We start from the raw sequence: 17,675 nt of genomic DNA, 5'->3' as shown, positions 1-17,675 counted from the left end.
TTTCAATTGATTACCTTCTAATAAGTATGAATACATTCATTTTTAGGTCTAGTTTTCCTATCAAAAAGGAAGATTTGTTTCAGTTTCACGAAAATCCAATCGGTTTTGAAACTTTAGTTGGCGGAACAAAAGGTATCAAAGTTTTAAAGTCCCCAAAATCACTCCAAGTTGGCGAAGAAGTGATTTTGGAGATAAACATCCTTCCCTTTTGGAAAAAAATCTGGATAGCAAAGCACATTTCTTATAAAAAAAATGAATTTTTCGTAGATAACCAAGAGGAAGGTCCATTTTTAAAGTTTGAACACACTCACCGGTTTTTAGATGGATCAAACGGTCATAGTATTCTATCTGAGGAAATAAAAATTAACTATTATCTTTGGCCCATTTCTCGTTTTTTACTTTTTCCGATTTTATTTTTAATGTTTCATAAACGACATGCTCTCACGGGAAAACATTTCGGTGTAAAACCAAAACTAATTTTTTGCCGGTATTCTTGATCCATAATCAATCAACTGACGGCTATATTCTCTTTCCATAAGCGGAGAAGAAATTAAAAAGTCAGCACTAGAGCGATTACATGCCATTGGAATATTATATAATACTGCAATACGTAATAATGCTTTTACATCTGGATCGTGCGGTTGGGCAGAAAGAGGATCCCAGAAAAATACCATAAAATCAATTCCATCTTCCACGATTTTGGAGCCTATTTGTTGGTCACCGCCAAGAGGTCCAGAAATGAAACGAAACACAGGCAGTCCGATCTGTTCGTGAATTAATTTTCCAGTAGTACCCGTGGCTGATAAATGGTGTTTACTAAGGGTTCCTTTATTGTATTTAACCCAGTCCAATAAATCTTCCTTTCGATTGTCATGTGCAATGAGGACGATCTTTTTTGTGATCTCCATTTTTCTTTGAATTAGTACCATAGAATGATAGTTCTTGCCAATATCTAGGATTCAAGGAAAGTTTCCCTGTAAATGAAATTTCCCATCCTATTTTTATGGATTTCTTTGCTTTTGTTAGGAAATTTAACCCTTAGTGCCAAAGATACCAATCAGGGATCAACAAAGGAAAATCGTGTAGAATCCATCCTCCCTACAACCCCAGAATCTGGTTCTCCCTGGGGGGAAAGTTCAGAACGATTGGAGTCAATCAATGTGCTAAACTTGGTAGACGAAAAAAATTCTGAAAAACGCTGGCAAGAAGCAAACAAGGAATATGCAACCGCTATAGACTATTTTGATTCAGGTCGAAAAAATATCGAAAAACGTAAAGAAGATTCTAAAAAAGAAATATATTACGAAGATAGATACGAATGGCAAAAACAGATCAGAAAAGAGAACAAAGATAAGGAATTTCAGAAGTTACTCTTTGACTTAAGAACCCAAACAGTCGCTCGATTAATCAAAGGGATGAATCTTTTGGACAAAATCGAAAATCCGAAAGTAAAGGAAAGTGAACCCTACCTCGATTTAAAATCTGGAATTTATAGAGAATATATCAAACACCAAGAAGAATTTAAAAATTACCTTCAGGTCATTGATTTTACTCATCGCTATATTAGTTTATCATCTAAAAATGAAGCAGAGGCAGAACCCCATAGACTACTTGCTTTGTCTTATGAAAAAATGGAACAAACTGCCTTTAAATCTAAGAACCAAGAGCTATATTATGAGTTTAAAGAGTTAAAGAAAAAACATCTTTTGCGATTTGCAGAAATTCACTATGGTCGCGATTCCAAAGAATACGCGAGCATAGAGGAAAAGGTAGGGAAGGATTTCTAAATCAGACCGAGTTTCTTTTTTAAAGACCGGTTTTCTTCCACCAGTTCTTTAATTTCTTGTTCTGTATATTCAAAAAGTCTATCTTGGGCACGTAAAATTTTATCTAAATTCATTTCTTCTATGCGAGAATAATTTAACACTTGTTCAGTTGCTTTTTGTAATTCCAAAGCTTGTTTTAGCTCTTTTTCGCGAAGTTCGTCCAACTTCTGGCTCGCCTTAACACGTTCATGAAGTTCAATTAACTCCTGGTTTTTCATATCATTTACTTTTTCTAATGCAGTACTGATACCGGCTTGTGAACGTTTCACAAGTTCTTCGTATTTCAGAATCGAACGTAAAGCTTCGTTTTCCTTTTTGGACTCTTCGTATTCCTGATGAGCTAAAGAAAACACACCTTCAAAAAATCCAACGTTTTCTAAGCAGGAATTTCCTATATCTAAAGCCGCAGCTTTATAAGATTCTGATTGGATGGTGCGATCCAAAATCATTCGTAGTTCTCTGACATGAAGAGGATTTTCTAAAACTAAATACTTGGATTGATTCTGAACTACTTCCTGGATTTGATTCACCCCGTCTTCCGACGAAACTAAAATCAACGAGACAAAAGGATTTGTTTCAAAAGTAGAAACGATCGTGGGTTGAATTTGTTTCCACTCTGTCAACGACACTTGAAGGAATAAGATATGAATATCGTTAGGTGTGATCGAAATTCGATCCAATTCTTTCAACTGCATTTGGTTGACTTGAACTTTGATCTTTGAATGTTTCCAAAGCTCTACCGGAAAAGGTCGCCCATTAGAAATATTCCAAATATAAGAAGTTTTCAAACCAGATCTCCTGCACTAAACTACTGATTCTATAGGACTGTAGTAAGTGGAATTTTCTAGCAAATTTTACCTCATTTGGCTTTTCTGAACCGATTTTTTATCAGTTCTATACGGCTATCCAACTGATCCCGGAACCGAAAGTAAAAACCAAGCCGGCTTCGGATGGATTCTGGTAATTTTGCATCTGTACGAGAAATCATGATATAGATGGAAAGTGTTGCTATGACGATATTGGCAGACCAGGGACCCACCCAATCAGGAACATTTTCCTTATAAGAAATACCTGATCCAAATATAAAGAATGTATAATAAATTAAAAGAAAAATGACCGCTAAAGTAAAACTCATTCCTTTTCCCGACCTTTTGACAACTAAGCCTAAGGGAAAAGATAAAAAGAAAAAAATCTGACAGGAAATCGGAGTGGCAAATCGTTTGTGAATTTCTACATTGAACCCGGTCAGAGTTTTTTTCGATTCATTTAGTAATTCGGATAATTGTGTAAATAACGCAAATTTCTGAGCCATATCTTCTTGGTTTCCACTACTAGCTCCCATAAGAAGATCATATTTAAATTGTTCGACCATTTGCTTTAAACCTCCCACACCTTTAATGGAAAGTCCGTATTCTTTTAAGATTTCTAATCCAGGAATATTTTCGAGTCCCTCTGATTCAATCGCATTGCGAATTTCAAATAACATTGGTAAGGAAAACGTATCTGGTTTAACATTGATACTCATAGTTTTTGTATCTTTTTTGGCTGGAGTATTATAATCCATCTCCCCATCCATAAAATTGGTAATACCAATTGCGTTAGTTTCAGGATCCCATTCGATTACATAACCTTTTCTAAGCCTCACCGACTTTTCAAACTCACCAGCTAAGTTTTTTTTCTCAACTAACATACCTTCTTTGGCATTAATAATCTGCAACATACGTGATCCGCCCATAGGGACAGCCAAGTTATTTACCATGATAAAGTCGTTTCCATCTGCAGAAATAGACCATTCACGGATTTGTACATTACTTAAATTTCCGTCGGCATCAATTCCACCCGAATACATAGTTCTTCCCTTTTCCGAAAAGAAATCCTGAGTTTTATCACCTGAAAATTGTCCTGGTTGAATGGCAAGAAGTGGGTTGTAAGTCGCAATCCAATTATCAAAATCCTTCATCTTACGAGTGTTTTCTGGTCCTAAATAGAAATTTAAATACCCGACAATGAGAGTCATTAAAAAGCCAAAAACAAGAAAGTTAGAATATATATAGGGAAAGGAAACTCCAGAAGCTCGCATTGCGGTTATCTCAGAATCACCTGATAAACGACCGGCAGCCATAATTCCTGACATAAGACAGGCCATTGGAATGGTCATAGGCAATGTGTTTCCAAACACATAACCCATATAATCAAGTAATCGAAAAAAATCGACGCCCTTCCCTACAAAAAGACCAATCATTTTCTGAATAGCAACAGCCATGTAGATCATGGTAAAAAAAGAAAGTGCCACTAGAAATGGGCTAAGAATTTCTTTTAGAATATAAATTCTTAGAATAGAAGGTTTAAACCGTTTCCACTTTCCCAAACGATCCGTATCCACCATAAAACCAGGTGGCAAATCATCTTTTGAGAAAACTCTTACTGTACGTAAGTCAACTTGTTTAGCCAACGAGTTTTCCTTTCAATGTGGCGCTGGTAGCTGATTCTACCAACACGTTGACAGTTTTGCCAATCCAATCTGCTGGATCTTTTGAAGAACCTTCTGGAATCGGAAAAACAATCATTCGCCCACAATGTGATCGGCCACATAACTCAAGTTTGGATTTTTTGGAGGTATTTTCAATTAAGACAGAAAACTCTTTTCCAATTTTTGTTTGGTTTTTTTCATGAGAAATCTTTGTTTGAAGTTCCACAAGTTCAATGAGTCGCTTACTTTTGATTTCTTCTGAAACATCATCGATAAACTTTCGTTTTGCGATAGTTCCTTCGCGTTCTGAATATTTAAACATGTATGACATGTCAAATTTAACCTTCTTCACAACTTCCAGTGTTTCCTGAAATTCTTCTTCAGTTTCGCCAGGAAATCCAACAATTATATCAGAAGTGATTCCAATATCAGGAATTCTCTCTTGGATACTCGCAACTAAATCCAGATACTCTTCTTTAGTATAACTACGTTTCATATCTCTAAGGACTTTAGAGCTTCCAGCTTGTAATGGCATGTGAATTTGTGAGGAAAAACGTTCTTCCTTAGCCATAAGCGAAATCAGATGGTCTGGGAAATCTTTAGGATGTGGGCTTGTGAACCTTACTCGTTCGATTGTAGTTTCCGCTAAAATCTTTTCCACTAATGCGCAAAAATCAGTATTCTCAAAAGAATAACTGTTTACGTTTTGTCCAAGCAGAGTCACTTGTTTTACACCCATTGTTTGTAACTGAAGAATCTCTGTTACAATAGAACCTGGTTCTCGACTTCTTTCTCGTCCTCGAGTATAAGGAACCACACAAAAAGTGCAAAAATTATTACAACCACGCATGATTGTAACAAATGCTTGAATTCCGTTAACCACTTTGGGTTCTAATTCATCGTAGGTTTCAGTTCGAGAAAGACGCGTTAGTTGGACGTCTCGTTCACCTTCTCTAATTTTTTGAATGAGTTCTGGTAAAGTTCTATAATTGTCTGGACCAACAATCAAATCGAGAGGGAGTTCTTGATGGAACAAATCATCCCCTAAGTTTTGCGCCATACAACCTAATACACCAATGACTAGGTTTGGATTTTTTTTCTTTAGATATCCGAGAGATTGTAATCTACCATAAATCTTTGCATGGGCATTTTCTCGAACCGCACAAGTATTTAGAAAAATAATGTCACTGTCTTCGACGGAATTTGCAGCGTCATAATTTTCTTTTCGAAATAATTCCTTGACGATCCCCGAATCGTATTCGTTCATCTGGCATCCGTAGGTTTCTACGTATACCTTTCCCAAGTGGACGGGACTCTCTGTAGTTGGGATTTCAGTCAAGGAAGGGTTCATAATGATATGTTTTTCCAGAAAATTTCCTTGTAAAGCAAAGAAGATGAGAACTAAAAGGAGTATATGGCTCGGACAAAAAAGGAGACATTTTACGGAATTCTAGGGGTAACGAAAGAATCGACCAAGGAAACCATTGAAGCCATATTTTTAAGGGAATTGGAGTTTTGGCAGCGATTGGAAGCAGCAAAAATTCCCGAGGCCCAGGATAAAATTTTAGAATTGACCCGTGCCTATCTTACACTTACAGATTCGAAAAAGCGGGAAGATTATGACCGGCAATTAGATTTCGAATTTGTACTTTTGGATGGTAAAACCAAAGATCCAGAAATGGAAGAAGCTTATGACGTATACCGTCTCAGTCACCAAAAATCATACCAAGAAATTTTAGCTGATTTTACTAAGTTCCGAGAAGAGATGGGAGACACTCTTTGGATTCTTAAAAAAACCACCATCTATATGGTTCTCAACTTACTGGTTTACTCTGGATTTGTCCTCTTCCATTCTTTCCTTTTGGAAACAGAAGGAGAAAAATTTTTTTGGCTGGATGGAGTATCAAATTGGGGTTCGGGAATTTTTCTTTTGCTTAGTGCGATTGGATATCTATTCTTTCGCTTCCGCTTTCTAAAAAAAGAACTAGAAAAACGGAAGGAAAAACGAATTTAACGGACTTCTTTCGGAAATAAAATAGGGAGTAAGTTTGGAAAACAAGCCCCACTTAAATGTAGTGAATCTACAAAATCCTTACAAACCCAACGCGGATCTGTATTTGGATCGACCACGAAAAACCTTGAGCCAGGAATTAAAGAAACCTTCTCCACTGCCGCTTTAATTTCAAAATTAAATTTATCTAATAACCCATCAGAACTCATCCGTCTTCGCAATGCATCTGAAACCGCAGGAAAGTAAATGATCACAGGAATCCCTGTTCCTTTAAGTAAATCTAACATTCGTTTAAAGAAGTATATTTGTGTAGGAGCAAGTTTCGTTCCGCGCAAATATTGGTTGTACATGGCTTCTGCATCTCTTTCTAAAAATACATCCATGTTCGCAAACTTGATCTCATTTGGTAGAGCACCAAATTTTACCCGATTCACTAATTTGATTTTATCAATATAATTTCTTTTGTGATCCTTTCCCGTAATCCCAACAGACATTCCTGGGAAAAATCCAACTTCAATTTCTTTATTATTTGCTTTGATAGCCGTTGGATCTAAGGGATATTTATATAGAGCAAATAACTTTTTTAAAAAATAGATTTCTGCTTCGTCCATAGAAAAACCCTTTGCATCAGAAAGCCAAGGATCCTTAGTTTTAGGTCGGTAAAAGTCAATTTGCTTTAACACATATTCGTTATCATAGGATCCATTTAAGGAATAATCAATCGCCGATTGCGAAAATAAAAGTGGATCTACTTCAATTAACACATAACGAATTGGGAGTTTGACACTTAATGTTCTCTCTAACCAATAAGCCTGAAAACTAGGTGGACCAAAGGGAGCCGCAAAATTAAAGGAATTTGTATTTGGAAAAAATGATTCCAACATTTCGGAGTCAAACTCACCGGAACGAGAACTACCCAAAATCAAACCTATTTGTTTTTCTGGATGTTTTTTTGACTCATCAAGCATTACAAGAAAAAGATCTTCTTTTAATTCATAAAATTTTCTTTCAATTTTTTTCCAACTATAAGTGTTCTCAACTACAATGGGTAAAAAAAAGATTTTATCCAAAAGAAAAAGACTTAAAGCAAGAAGAATAGGATACAATACTACAGGAAAATTAAATTTTGAATTCATATTAAAATTGGAAATAGATAAATTCCGTTCCTCCCGGAGCTAAATAACCTAACAGAATGGTTATTACTAGTGAAAACAATAACAGAAATCCAAGAGAAAACTTGGTAGACCAATTTGGTCTTGGAAAACTTGGTTTGGTTTGGATGTAATTTAGGATAAAAGTTATTATTAAGGTATAAAGAATTAACTCTAATTTATTGGTTCTTATCCCAACACCACCCGTAAACGCTTTTAGTAACATAGTGATCGAGTTAGTGACACTCGATCCGTTAAAAAAAGCAATGGTGAATGAAAAAAATCCAAATGCATACAAAACACCTAAAAACTTTTTCCATTTTGGTGTTTTCAGTGTTTTTTCGGGTTTTCGAATTAACTCGATTTTTCTTTCAACACTTAACATAACCCCATGAAGAAATCCCCAAATGATAAATGTAAAATTGGCACCATGCCAAAAACCAGCTAAAGTAAATGTAACTAGTAAATTTATATAACCCCGATATTCAGATACGCGGGAACCACCTAACGGAAAATAAATATAGTCTTTAATCCAAGTGGCAAGTGTCATATGCCAACGTGTCCAAAGTTCCCGAACAGACCCGGATAAAAATGGAGCATGAAAATTTTCAGGAAGGTTGATTCCAAGTAACTTACCTAAACCTCTTGCTAAATCTGTATAACCACTGAAATCACAATAAACTCTGGCGGAATATCCAAACATGGCAACAAAATTCGTAAACCCATCATACAACTCTGGGTTCTGAAATACCGGTTCAATGACTGGAGAGAGATTGTCAGCCAGTACGACTTTCTTAAACAGACCAAGAAATACTAAATAATAGCCTTCGAAAAGTTGTTCTTTTTTGGCATTCCAAACTTCTAATTGATAAAAAAATTCTCCGTGGCGTACAATGGGACCTGCCACCAACTGCGGAAAGAAAAAGATAAATAATGCAAACTTCAAAAAACTCGGATTTTCTTCGGCATTCCCACGTTTGATATCAATGGTATAGGCTACCATTTGGAAGGTATAAAAACTAATGGCAAGTGGAAGAGTTATGGAATCCGCTCCGAATTGGGAATTCAAAAAACTGTGTATTGATTCGGGAGAAAACCAAATGCTTCCTGTTAGTTGAAAAAGAACATCCCATAAAAAATAGAAATATTTAAAAAGAAATAAATTTCCAAAATTGACAAACAGTGAAACAGGATACCAAAAACTAGATTTGTTTTTTAGGATTTGTTTATTAAAAAAATGATTTAATAGAACTATAGTTAGAAAGTGAAAGGCAAAAGGTATCGACCAAGCTGCATAGAAAGCAAACGAAGCCAAAAACAAAAAACCCAATCGAAACTTGCCACGGATCATCCAGTGTAGACAATAGATAACAAGAAAGAATAATAGAAAACTAAGGGATGTAAATTTCATTCTAAGATTTCACCAATGTACGAACTCATATATCTCCATCAACCTGAATCACAAGACCTTTTAGGTATTCTCCTTCCGGATGGAAGACGGAATATCCATGATCTGGACTTTGGGTTAAATGATGTAAAATTCTAACTCTTTTTTTGGCATCCTTGGCTGCGCCGAAAACAATTTTTTTAAATAAATCAAAGGAAATATGTTGAGAACAGGAAAATGTAAATATCAATCCGCCCTTTTGGATTTTGGACATGGCTCTCATATTTATGTCCTTGTAACCTCGGCTAGCTTGATTCACAGTAGCTATACTTTTGGTAAAAGCCGGTGGGTCTAAAATGATTAAGTCATAAAAATTAGCTTCCATAGTTTTTAAATAGTCAAAACTATCTAAGACTAAGCTTTTATGTCTAGACCCTAAAATCTCCGGATTGAAACCATTTAAAGTTAGATTTTTTTCACAAATTTCTATCGCCTGTTTGGAAATATCTAAACTATGGACCAGTTTTGCTTCAGCTAACAATGCATAAACAGAAAATGCTCCAGAATAAGCAAAAGTATTTAAGACCTTGCGTCCATAAGCATAACGAGAAACTAAAGCACGGTTATCCCTTTGGTCTAAGAAAAATCCTGTTTTTTGCCCCTTAGTAATATCTGCTATAAACTTAATTCCATGTTCTAAAAATATAGGTTCAGATTCACTACCTGTATGAAATATAGGTAAGGCAGATGTTTTATCTTCTAGTTTCTCACTTCTCTCTAAAATAGTTTCGTAACCTAATTTTAATAAAAATGAAATTAACAAATCACGAAGAGTCAATGCACCTGGCGTTTTAAGTTGCATAACAGCCGTTTTGTGGTAGCAGTCAACTACAATTCCGGGAACACCATCTCCCTCGGAATGAAAGAGGCGAAATCCCGTAGTATCTTTGGGTAATATTTTTTTCTTTGATTCATAAATGGAATTCCACTTGGAAATCCAATCATTTTCTTTGGTTCCATCTTGGGAAGGATCAAAAGAGAACAGGCGAATGCGGATTTGACTTTTGAGATCATAATGGCCCCAAGCAAGGAATTCGCCCGATGATGATTCCACTCTGACAATACTACCCGCAGCAATCCCTGTCTCACCAGAAGCAATCGCTCCCGAAAAGATCCAAGGATGAAAATTTAATACAGCTTTTTCTTTATTCTTTTTTAATCGAATGACCATTTTGCATCCATTTGGAAATATATCAGAGTTATGAACGTAAGGGTTCGTTTATATATGATAAAATCGATACTTATATTTCTTGTCTTTTCTTTTTCCCTACTCTATTCTGAAAGCTTACCAATTTCTGCTACAGCAACTGATCCAAAAAATCTAGTTTCACTTGATGCAAACAAATTGGATTTAACAACATATTGGTACATGACGGACTTAGAATTGAGTGATTCGGATATTCAAAGTCTTACGGAATCTCAATTTTCGAAAATACCCTGGAAACGAATTGTTGTTCCAGGTAATTTATACTTAGATAATAATGAATATCGATCAAAAAAAACAGTAGTCCTATCCAAGTGGATTCAGTTTTCAGAAGACCCAAATACGCTATACAGTTTACGGCTTGGGATTATTAACGACAGAGACAAAACTTTTCTAAACGGGCAAAGTATAGGATCAACGGGCAAATGGAATTCCTCTGAGCCACAAGCTTATGACAAATTAAGAATCTATAATATACCTTCCAATTTAATTCGATATGGAAAACCCAACTTACTCGTAGTCAAAATCCAACCATACTTTTCCAATTCAGGTGGTATTGAACAAGATGAAACCATCCTAGGACCTTCAGACAAAATTTTTGCAAAATTCTATAAAGACGAGTTTATTAAGTTAATTTTTCTAACAATTTATATCACCGTTGGAGGATACTTTCTTTTTCTTTTCATTAGAAGAAGAAAGGATAGAGAGAATTTATTTTTTGCCTTATTTTCCTTTTCATTTGTTATTTATAATTTTCTACGAAACCAACTTAAATATGAATTTGGGTTTCCCTTTTTAGAAATGAAAAAATTGGAATATATGGTGATTTTACTCCTGATTCCATTTATGTATCATTTTCTTCGAACTTTATTTGAAGAACGATATAGTATCATTGGTAAAATTTTTGATGGATTGCAGGTAGGTTTTTTTCTATTTTTCGCCTTCAATAACAATATTGAATTTTTCAGTTATTTACTTACTACAATTGTACAACCAACTTGGATTGTTTATGTAATTCTAATTTTTGTGATTCTATTCCGTAACCTAAAGAAAAAAGAAAGAAGAGCTGTATACATTACCATCGGCATTACAATCGTATTATTCGCAGCAGTTATAGATACTGCTACCAACCGTAACTACTGGGTTTTCCCTCGCATTATGGGCTATACTTTCCTCGTATTTAATATTTCTCTTGCGATCATCCTTGCTAATTCCTTTGTTAAATTGAATGAGGAAGTGGAGGATTTAAATAAAAACTTAGAGAAAAAAGTAGAAGAAAGAACAGACGCCTTAAATGAATCACTAAACCAATTACAAATTTTAAAAGAAAAACAAGATGGAGATTATTTTTTAACATCACTACTTATACATCCACTCGCTCGCATTGAAAATAAAATTCCTGAAATTAGAATTGAGTCCTATGTAAACCAAAAGAAAAAATTCCACTTTCGTGGGAAAGATGGAGAGATTGGCGGTGATATCTGCATCGTAGGTACAGTTCACTTAGAATCTGGCGATTATACTATTTTTGCCAATGGCGATGCAATGGGTAAATCGATCCAAGGTGCAGGCGGTGCACTTGTTTTAGGTGTTGTTTTCCAAGCTGTATTATCTCGAGCAAAATCTAGTTACACTAAATCAAGACCACCTGAACTGTGGCTAAAGGATCTTTATGTAGAACTCCAATCTGTTTTCGTTAGTTTTGATGGATCCATGTTATCCAGTGTAGTATTGGGAATGGTGTCCAAAGATGGATTTGTTTATTATGTGAATGCGGAACACCCTTGGAGTATCCTTTACCGAGATGGGGTTGCCTCCTTTATTGAAACAGAACTTTCAATGAGAAAACTTGGATTTCCAAAAAACGACCACCACTTTCAAATCAAAACCTTTACTTTAGAAGCCGGTGATATTCTGCTGATAGGTTCTGATGGAAGAGATGATATCGTATTACCATCAGAAAACCAATTACAAAGATCAATTAACGAGGACGAAACATTAATTTTGCGTTTAGTAGAACGATCAGAATCTAATTTAAATCGTTTAGTGGAAGAAATTGAAGGTAGCGGTGAAATCACCGATGACCTTTCTTTTTTGAGAATTGAATTTTTTCCAAATAAGTCCAGGATCTCGTTTCCTGAAGTAGTTAGGACAGAGTTTTTTGATATTAAATCCAAGTCTAAACAAGGAAACTTTTCAGAGGCTCTAGCTAAACTGCTTCCCCTACTAAAAGAATACCCTCATCCAACTTTTTATGCTTTAACTGGGAAATTGTATTACCAATTGAAACAATGGTCAGAGGCAGTCACCTACTTCAAATTAGCTGCAAAAGAGAATCCAACTAAAGAAGAATATCTATATATGACTGCCAAATCATTGGTGAAAAACGGTAAAATTCTGGAAGCAGTGATATGGTGTGAAAGGTTATTTTTAAGAAACAAACTCCACAAGCAGAATACAAACTTATTCATGTTTCTGCTTGATAGAACAAACAATGTAGATAAAAAAGAATTTTATTTAGAATTCATCATCCACGAACAAAATACAGTATAACAAGGATCCCAAGCATAATTCGATAAATCCCAAATGATAAAAAACTTCTTCTTCGGATAAAGGCCATAAACAATCTAATGATGAAGTAACAAATTACAAAAGAAACGATACTTCCAAATAAAAGAAGACCAATAGTTTCTGAATTTAAGATAGCTCGGTGTTTATAAAGTTTGTAAACACCTGCTAGAGTTAATACAGGAATTGCCAAAAAAAATGAAAATTCAGCTGAATCTTTTTTAGAAACACCAAGAGTCCTTGCAGTAATGATGGTAGCAGCTGATCTTGAAACTCCAGGAATTAAGGCGAAACATTGCAAAAAACCTACAATGATAGATTCTTTCATTCCTATGGTTTTCCCATCTCCCTCATCATAATGTTTGATTTCAACAAACACCATAATAAGACCACCTACAAACCAGGAAAGTCCAAGAATAAGGAGAAGATCTGGTCTCATCTTAATTTGATCTAAGGTATTTTTAAATACAAAACCCAAAACTAAAATTGGTAAAATGCCCACAATTAAATTTCGGTAAAATTGAAAACCAGAATTGTCAGAGGTCTTTTTGATTAGATACAGTGATGCGGATTTTGTATGTTTCCATAAAACATGGAAATACAAAACTACAACAGATAAAATAGCTCCTGTTTGAATAAAGATATCAAACAAATCTTCAAAAGCTTCATGATCTACTGTCAGATTTTGGAAAGGGAAAAAATAACTAAAAAGGAAAAGATGTCCTGTTGAGGATACTGGTAGGAATTCCGTGGCAGCTTCAATAATGCCACGGAGAAACGCGTTTAAAGTATTGTCCATTCCGACCTATTTTGGTTGGTTGGATGGTTCTTCCACTTTTTTCTTTGGAGCAAGGTAGGCATCCAAATCAAATTTATCATTACGTTTGATTGTCACTTCTTCTTTAATTCTTTCCACTACAAGAGGAAGTTGTTCTCTTGTTTGAAGTTGTTTAAGTTGTGCTTTTGCAAAAGTAAGGCATTTATCAATAGTTAGGTTTGCAATATTTCGATCCAATCCACGAAGTCGTTCGCATTCTGCTTTAGCTTGTTCATCCGTAATTTGGATTTTCTTTTCCACTTGCTCGGAAACATACATTTGGGCAATGGTTTGCATCTCCACTTGTTTGATCACTTCTGCAACATCTGGACGAGAAATATAACCGTTTTTCTCAGCCACAAGACGAGTCATAATCATTTGGCGGTAAGTTTGGTAGAAATTTTTCTTTTGGAGTTGGTAGTTCAAATCTTGGAAATTTTGTGGTACTTCGTTGATATCTTTTTCAATGAATTCCAAAAGCGTTTTCTTTTCGATATTTTGTAATCGGCTGATGGAATCAAGAGCCGTATCGTAAGCTGCTTCAAAGTCTTTTACGGTAATTTTATGGTTATCCAAAGTTTCGATGACCGGAGAAGAGTCCGAACACTGAACGAGGAAAAGGGATGCCAAAAAAACAAACAAAGGAAGGATTTTAGTCATATTATTTTAGTGCCTGAAAGGATTTGTGATGATGGTTTCGTGAATTCCCGCAATGTCCATCCTTTTTTAGCAAAACTGGCTTCCAACAAATGCTTAAAAATTAAGCGGCTAGGAATTCCAAAAGAGATAACAATTTTTTGATTTTTTGAAGGTCTTCGCGTTCTGAAATCGTATAACGTAATACAGATGGCTCTTGTGGGGCAATGGTTAATCCTTTAAATTTAGTCATAGCCTGAATCACTCTGTCCGGATTTCCTCGGAAATAGGTTCCGCATTTAAAGAGAATTTCCTCAGGTTTTTCAGTAACAAATTCGAATCCTAAATTGGAAGCCAAAGTACGGATTTTTTCCAATTCCACAAAAGTTTTAGCAATCTGTGGCAATTCGCCAAACCGGTCTTCCATCTCAAGTGAAAGTTCTTCAATTTCGTCCAGGTTAGCGGAACCTTCAAATCGTTTATAGAATTCAATTTTTTGTTTAGTGTCAGGGATATATTCATCAGGCAGATAGAAGTTAGTTTTTAAATTGACTGCCGTACGAACTTCCACTCGAACTTCCTCACCTTTGATTCGTGAAATCGCTTCTTCTAACATTTTCACATACAGATCAAATCCGACTTCCATAATGTCACCTGACTGTTCTTTTCCGAGTAAATTTCCCGCTCCGCGAATCTCCAAATCTCGCATCGCCACCTTAAAACCGGATCCTAACTCTTGGTATTCGAAAATCGTGTTAAGCCTTTTTTCGGCCAGTTCTGTCATTAGTTTTTTGGAGGGATAAAACATATAAGCATAAGCTTTTCTGTCCGAACGTCCTACCCGTCCTCGTATTTGATAAAGTTGGGAAAGACCAAACATATCGGCTCGTTTGACAATCAGTGTATTGACATTCGGCATATCAATCCCAGATTCGATGATTGTAGTTGTTACTAGAATATCATACTTTCTTTCGTAAAAATCAACTAGGGTTTCTTCAATCTCGTCTTCGGTCAATTGGCCATGTAAAATTCCTACGGAAATTTCAGGGACTAGAGAACGAATATAGGCCGCCTCCTCTTCAATTGACTCCACTCGGTTATAAAGATAAAAAACCTGTCCATCTCTTTCTATTTCTTTTCGAATTGCTTCTTGAATAAGTGTATCATCTTCTTCTAATACATAAGTTTCTACACTTTGTCTATTTTTAGGAGGTGTTGAAATAATGGAAAGTTCACGTATTCCCGTAAGTGCCATGTGTAAAGTTCTAGGGATAGGAGTTGCAGTAAGAGTTAAAACATCAACCAAGTTCTTAAATTTTTTGATGGCTTCTTTATGTGTAACACCAAACTTCTGTTCTTCGTCGATAATCAGTAAACCGAGATTTTTTGGTTTTACTTTGGATGACAAAATCGCATGAGTCCCAATTAACATATCAATTTTTCCTTCGGAAAAATTCTTTAGGTCTTCCTTGATTTCGGCTGCGGTACGAAAACGAGAAACAAAAGCAATCTTAATAGGATAATTTTCATACCTGGATTTAAATGTATTAAAATGTTGTAAAGAAAGAATGGTTGTGGGTGTGAGTAACATCACTTGTTTCCCCGCCATAATCACTTTAAAAGCGGCACGGATGGCTACTTCTGTTTTACCATAACCAACGTCACCACAAACCAATCTGTCCATTGGTCTCATCGATTCTAAATCTTGTTTTACTGCTTCAATTGCTGAAATTTGGTCGGGAGTTTCTTCAAATTCAAAAGCTGCTTCAAACTCCTCCTGCCAAATGGTGTCCGGCGGAAAAGCAAACCCATTCAGTTTGAGCCGATTGGAATAAAGTAACACGAGTTCTTCGGCAAGTTTGTCTACTGATTCTTGAACACGGTCTTTCGCCTTTTTCCAAGAATTTTTACCAAGAGTGTCTAACTTGGGAGTATCAGTACCACCTATATACTTTTGTACTAAGGAAATTTGATCCAAAGGAACAAATAAACTATCACCGCCGGCATATTCTAATTTTAAAAAATCTCTTTCCTTGCCATCCGCCTTTGTACGTTCAATTTTAATAAAACGACCAACTCCATGATTCACATGGACAACATAATCCCCTTCTTTCAAATCAATGAAAGATTCTATCATTTGTGATGCTTGTTTTTTATATCGAGTTTTCCTTTTGTATTGCCGCCCAAACAAATCATTGTCTGTAAAAATATAAACCTGGTCTTCCACTATATGGAATCCACGTTTTAGGTCAGAAATGACTAAATGAATGCCTGGTTTTACAGAATGTAAAGGGAGTGGTTGCGGATCTTCCGAATCGGAATGAACTGTTTCTATTTCTCCCTCAGAAAAAAGTCCTTTCAGTCGCATCATTTGTGCAGAAAAAGAGGAAGTAATAAAAATCTTATTTTTCGGATCTTCTGTTAATAATTCTAAAAAATGTTCCTTCGCCTCTCTGATTTTGCCCCGAAATCCCCTAACCTCCGTTATTGGTTCATAGGAAAAATTTCTTTGGTTATCCGGCAATAACGAAAACCGAATCCCTGGAGTATTTTCTGAAGTAAGACTTTCCCATTCTTTTCCAAAAGAAAGAAGATCATCCGGTTCTAAACAAAGAGACTCCTCTTTTTTTTTCTCATATAAAGTATTATATTCTCTTTCCATTCCATAAGAACGTTCTTTTGTATCAAAATACCTTGGAAAAATAAGGATTGGTTCTTTCAGGAAAAAATTCAAAAAACCTTCATGTTCTCTGATAAATGGTAAATGTTCCTCTATAATTTCTAATTCTGAATCAATCGGAAGTCGTTTCTCTTTATGATCTGCTAATATTTCTTGGTATTTTGTTTTTTCATCCCGACTAACGATCGTTTCATTAGCAGCAGTAATGATAATTTCTTGGATTTTGGTTATTGATTTCTGAGTATTGGGATCAAAGGTTCTAATTTCATCCACAGTATCACCAAAAAAATCAATACGTACAGGATTTGCTAAATATGGTGTGTAAATATCTAAAATTCCTCCTTTTAAGCTAAAGTGACCAAACTGTTCACAAACTTCTTCTCTATGATAACCTAAATTGACTAACTCAGATAATAATTTATCTAATGGAAAATCTTTTCCCAATTTGAGTGTAATCGATTTTCCTTTTAGGCTTTCTTTAACTGGTAACTTGCGTAATAAAGCAGAAACTGAAGTAACCACCAAACAGCGATTTCCGGATAAAATTCGATTAATGGTTAGGATTCTGTCCCGTTTCCATTCCATTTGCCATTTTGTATATTCATAAGGTATGTTTTCTGGTCCCGGAAAATAGAAAATTTCCTCTTGTGGTAAAAAACTTAACAACTCCCTAGAAAAACTTTCAGCATCTTGGTTGGTAGGAAGAACTACAAGAAATGTAAGATTGGCACTAAGTGTTTCATACAAAGAAGCAGTGGTAAAAGAATGTGCAGGTTCAGGAATTCCGCTTAAATTAACTAAAGATGATTTTGATTCAGCTAATACTTGTTTGGGATTAAGTTTTATATTTTCAGTTTCTTTTGAC

The 17,675-nt window shown here is 35.4% G+C and carries 13 protein-coding genes and 1 pseudogene; 4 read left to right on the top strand and 10 right to left on the bottom strand.

Features of this window, described 5'->3' with window-relative positions; genetic code table 11:
• Positions 1-26 precede the first annotated feature (26 nt).
• Positions 27-497: an SRPBCC family protein gene (locus EHQ31_RS02765; protein ID WP_135569361.1), complete on the top strand. Its 471-nt coding sequence runs from the start codon at positions 27-29 to the stop codon at positions 495-497.
• Here EHQ31_RS02765 and EHQ31_RS02760 read toward each other — a convergent pair.
• Positions 474-929, bottom strand: coding sequence for a methylglyoxal synthase (locus EHQ31_RS02760; RefSeq protein ID WP_231292582.1), 456 nt, complete (start codon positions 927-929; stop codon positions 474-476). The two genes, EHQ31_RS02765 and EHQ31_RS02760, sit on opposite strands and share 24 nt — an antisense overlap.
• 51 nt (positions 930-980) lie before the next feature.
• Here EHQ31_RS02760 and EHQ31_RS02755 point away from each other — a divergent pair, with 51 nt between their 5' ends.
• Positions 981-1,787, top strand: a complete 807-nt coding sequence (locus tag EHQ31_RS02755; RefSeq protein WP_135569359.1) for an FcpA-related putative periplasmic flagellar protein — start codon at positions 981-983, stop codon at positions 1,785-1,787.
• On the opposite strand, the gene EHQ31_RS02750 is transcribed toward EHQ31_RS02755, so the two are convergent.
• The 3 genes from EHQ31_RS02750 to miaB all read right to left on the bottom strand — a co-directional run bounded on the left by EHQ31_RS02750 (position 1,784) and on the right by miaB (position 5,647).
• Positions 1,784-2,614 (bottom strand): hypothetical protein, encoded by an 831-nt coding sequence (locus tag EHQ31_RS02750; protein WP_135569357.1) that lies wholly within the window; start codon positions 2,612-2,614, stop codon positions 1,784-1,786. The genes EHQ31_RS02755 and EHQ31_RS02750 overlap by 4 nt on opposite strands.
• A 71-nt stretch (positions 2,615-2,685) precedes the next feature.
• Positions 2,686-4,278, bottom strand: a complete 1,593-nt coding sequence (locus tag EHQ31_RS02745) for an LptF/LptG family permease (protein ID WP_135569355.1) — start codon at positions 4,276-4,278, stop codon at positions 2,686-2,688.
• Positions 4,271-5,647, bottom strand: a complete 1,377-nt coding sequence (gene miaB, locus EHQ31_RS02740; protein ID WP_135569354.1) for a tRNA (N6-isopentenyl adenosine(37)-C2)-methylthiotransferase MiaB — start codon at positions 5,645-5,647, stop codon at positions 4,271-4,273. The genes EHQ31_RS02745 and miaB overlap by 8 nt, the downstream gene beginning before the upstream one ends.
• Before the next feature lie 63 nt (positions 5,648-5,710).
• Here miaB and EHQ31_RS02735 point away from each other — a divergent pair, with 63 nt between their 5' ends.
• Positions 5,711-6,310, top strand: coding sequence for a DnaJ domain-containing protein (locus EHQ31_RS02735; RefSeq protein WP_135569352.1), 600 nt, complete (start codon positions 5,711-5,713; stop codon positions 6,308-6,310).
• Here the strand turns inward: EHQ31_RS02735 and EHQ31_RS02730 are convergent.
• Genes EHQ31_RS02730 through EHQ31_RS02720 form a run of 3 tightly spaced genes read right to left on the bottom strand, consistent with a single transcriptional unit; the run spans position 6,307 to position 10,076 of the window.
• The gene (locus tag EHQ31_RS02730) at positions 6,307-7,443 is read right to left on the bottom strand and encodes a DUF1574 domain-containing protein (RefSeq protein ID WP_135569350.1); all 1,137 of its coding nucleotides are present in this window, start codon (positions 7,441-7,443) and stop codon (positions 6,307-6,309) included. The genes EHQ31_RS02735 and EHQ31_RS02730 overlap by 4 nt on opposite strands.
• A 1-nt stretch (position 7,444) precedes the next feature.
• Complete coding sequence (locus tag EHQ31_RS02725; RefSeq protein ID WP_135569348.1) at positions 7,445-8,869, bottom strand: MBOAT family O-acyltransferase; 1,425 nt, start codon at positions 8,867-8,869, stop codon at positions 7,445-7,447.
• 25 nt (positions 8,870-8,894) lie between these two features.
• Positions 8,895-10,076, bottom strand: coding sequence for a class I SAM-dependent rRNA methyltransferase (locus EHQ31_RS02720; RefSeq protein WP_135569346.1), 1,182 nt, complete (start codon positions 10,074-10,076; stop codon positions 8,895-8,897).
• A 54-nt stretch (positions 10,077-10,130) separates the two neighbouring features.
• On the opposite strand from EHQ31_RS02720, the gene EHQ31_RS02715 reads away from it, so the two are divergent.
• On the top strand, positions 10,131-12,662 hold the full coding sequence (locus EHQ31_RS02715; protein ID WP_208652710.1) for a SpoIIE family protein phosphatase: 2,532 nt from the start codon (positions 10,131-10,133) through the stop codon (positions 12,660-12,662).
• On the opposite strand, the gene EHQ31_RS02710 is transcribed toward EHQ31_RS02715, so the two are convergent.
• The 3 genes and pseudogenes from EHQ31_RS02710 to mfd form a co-directional block, all read right to left on the bottom strand.
• Positions 12,637-13,476 carry an undecaprenyl-diphosphate phosphatase gene (locus tag EHQ31_RS02710; protein ID WP_135569342.1) on the bottom strand — a complete coding sequence of 280 codons (840 nt, stop codon included), beginning with the start codon at positions 13,474-13,476 and terminating at the stop codon, positions 12,637-12,639. The two genes, EHQ31_RS02715 and EHQ31_RS02710, sit on opposite strands and share 26 nt — an antisense overlap.
• A 6-nt stretch (positions 13,477-13,482) precedes the next feature.
• Positions 13,483-14,154 (bottom strand): lipoprotein LipL31, encoded by a 672-nt coding sequence (locus EHQ31_RS02705; protein ID WP_135569340.1) that lies wholly within the window; start codon positions 14,152-14,154, stop codon positions 13,483-13,485.
• 100 nt (positions 14,155-14,254) lie between these two features.
• Positions 14,255-17,671 (bottom strand): annotated as a pseudogene (mfd, locus tag EHQ31_RS02700) (transcription-repair coupling factor); the annotation flags it as partial.
• Between the last annotated feature and the right edge of the window lie 4 nt (positions 17,672-17,675).

Source organism: Leptospira montravelensis (assembly GCF_004770045.1).
GTDB lineage: Bacteria > Spirochaetota > Leptospiria > Leptospirales > Leptospiraceae > Leptospira_A > Leptospira_A montravelensis.
This window is presented reverse-complemented; position numbering and strand designations above follow the sequence as displayed.

Bases quoted from the DNA above. Each gene is read 5' to 3' on its own strand.
- EHQ31_RS02765 (WP_135569361.1), top strand. From the start codon at position 27: ATGAATACATTCATTTTTAGGTCTAGTTTTCCTATCAAAAAGGAAGAT.
- EHQ31_RS02760 (WP_231292582.1), bottom strand. From the start codon at position 929: ATGGTACTAATTCAAAGAAAAATGGAGATCACAAAAAAGATCGTCCTC.
- EHQ31_RS02755 (WP_135569359.1), top strand. From the start codon at position 981: ATGAAATTTCCCATCCTATTTTTATGGATTTCTTTGCTTTTGTTAGGA.
- miaB (WP_135569354.1), bottom strand. From the start codon at position 5,647: ATGAACCCTTCCTTGACTGAAATCCCAACTACAGAGAGTCCCGTCCAC.
- EHQ31_RS02735 (WP_135569352.1), top strand. From the start codon at position 5,711: ATGGCTCGGACAAAAAAGGAGACATTTTACGGAATTCTAGGGGTAACG.
- EHQ31_RS02730 (WP_135569350.1), bottom strand. From the start codon at position 7,443: ATGAATTCAAAATTTAATTTTCCTGTAGTATTGTATCCTATTCTTCTT.
- EHQ31_RS02725 (WP_135569348.1), bottom strand. From the start codon at position 8,869: ATGAAATTTACATCCCTTAGTTTTCTATTATTCTTTCTTGTTATCTAT.
- EHQ31_RS02720 (WP_135569346.1), bottom strand. From the start codon at position 10,076: ATGGTCATTCGATTAAAAAAGAATAAAGAAAAAGCTGTATTAAATTTT.
- EHQ31_RS02715 (WP_208652710.1), top strand. From the start codon at position 10,131: ATGATAAAATCGATACTTATATTTCTTGTCTTTTCTTTTTCCCTACTC.
- EHQ31_RS02710 (WP_135569342.1), bottom strand. From the start codon at position 13,476: ATGGACAATACTTTAAACGCGTTTCTCCGTGGCATTATTGAAGCTGCC.
- EHQ31_RS02705 (WP_135569340.1), bottom strand. From the start codon at position 14,154: ATGACTAAAATCCTTCCTTTGTTTGTTTTTTTGGCATCCCTTTTCCTC.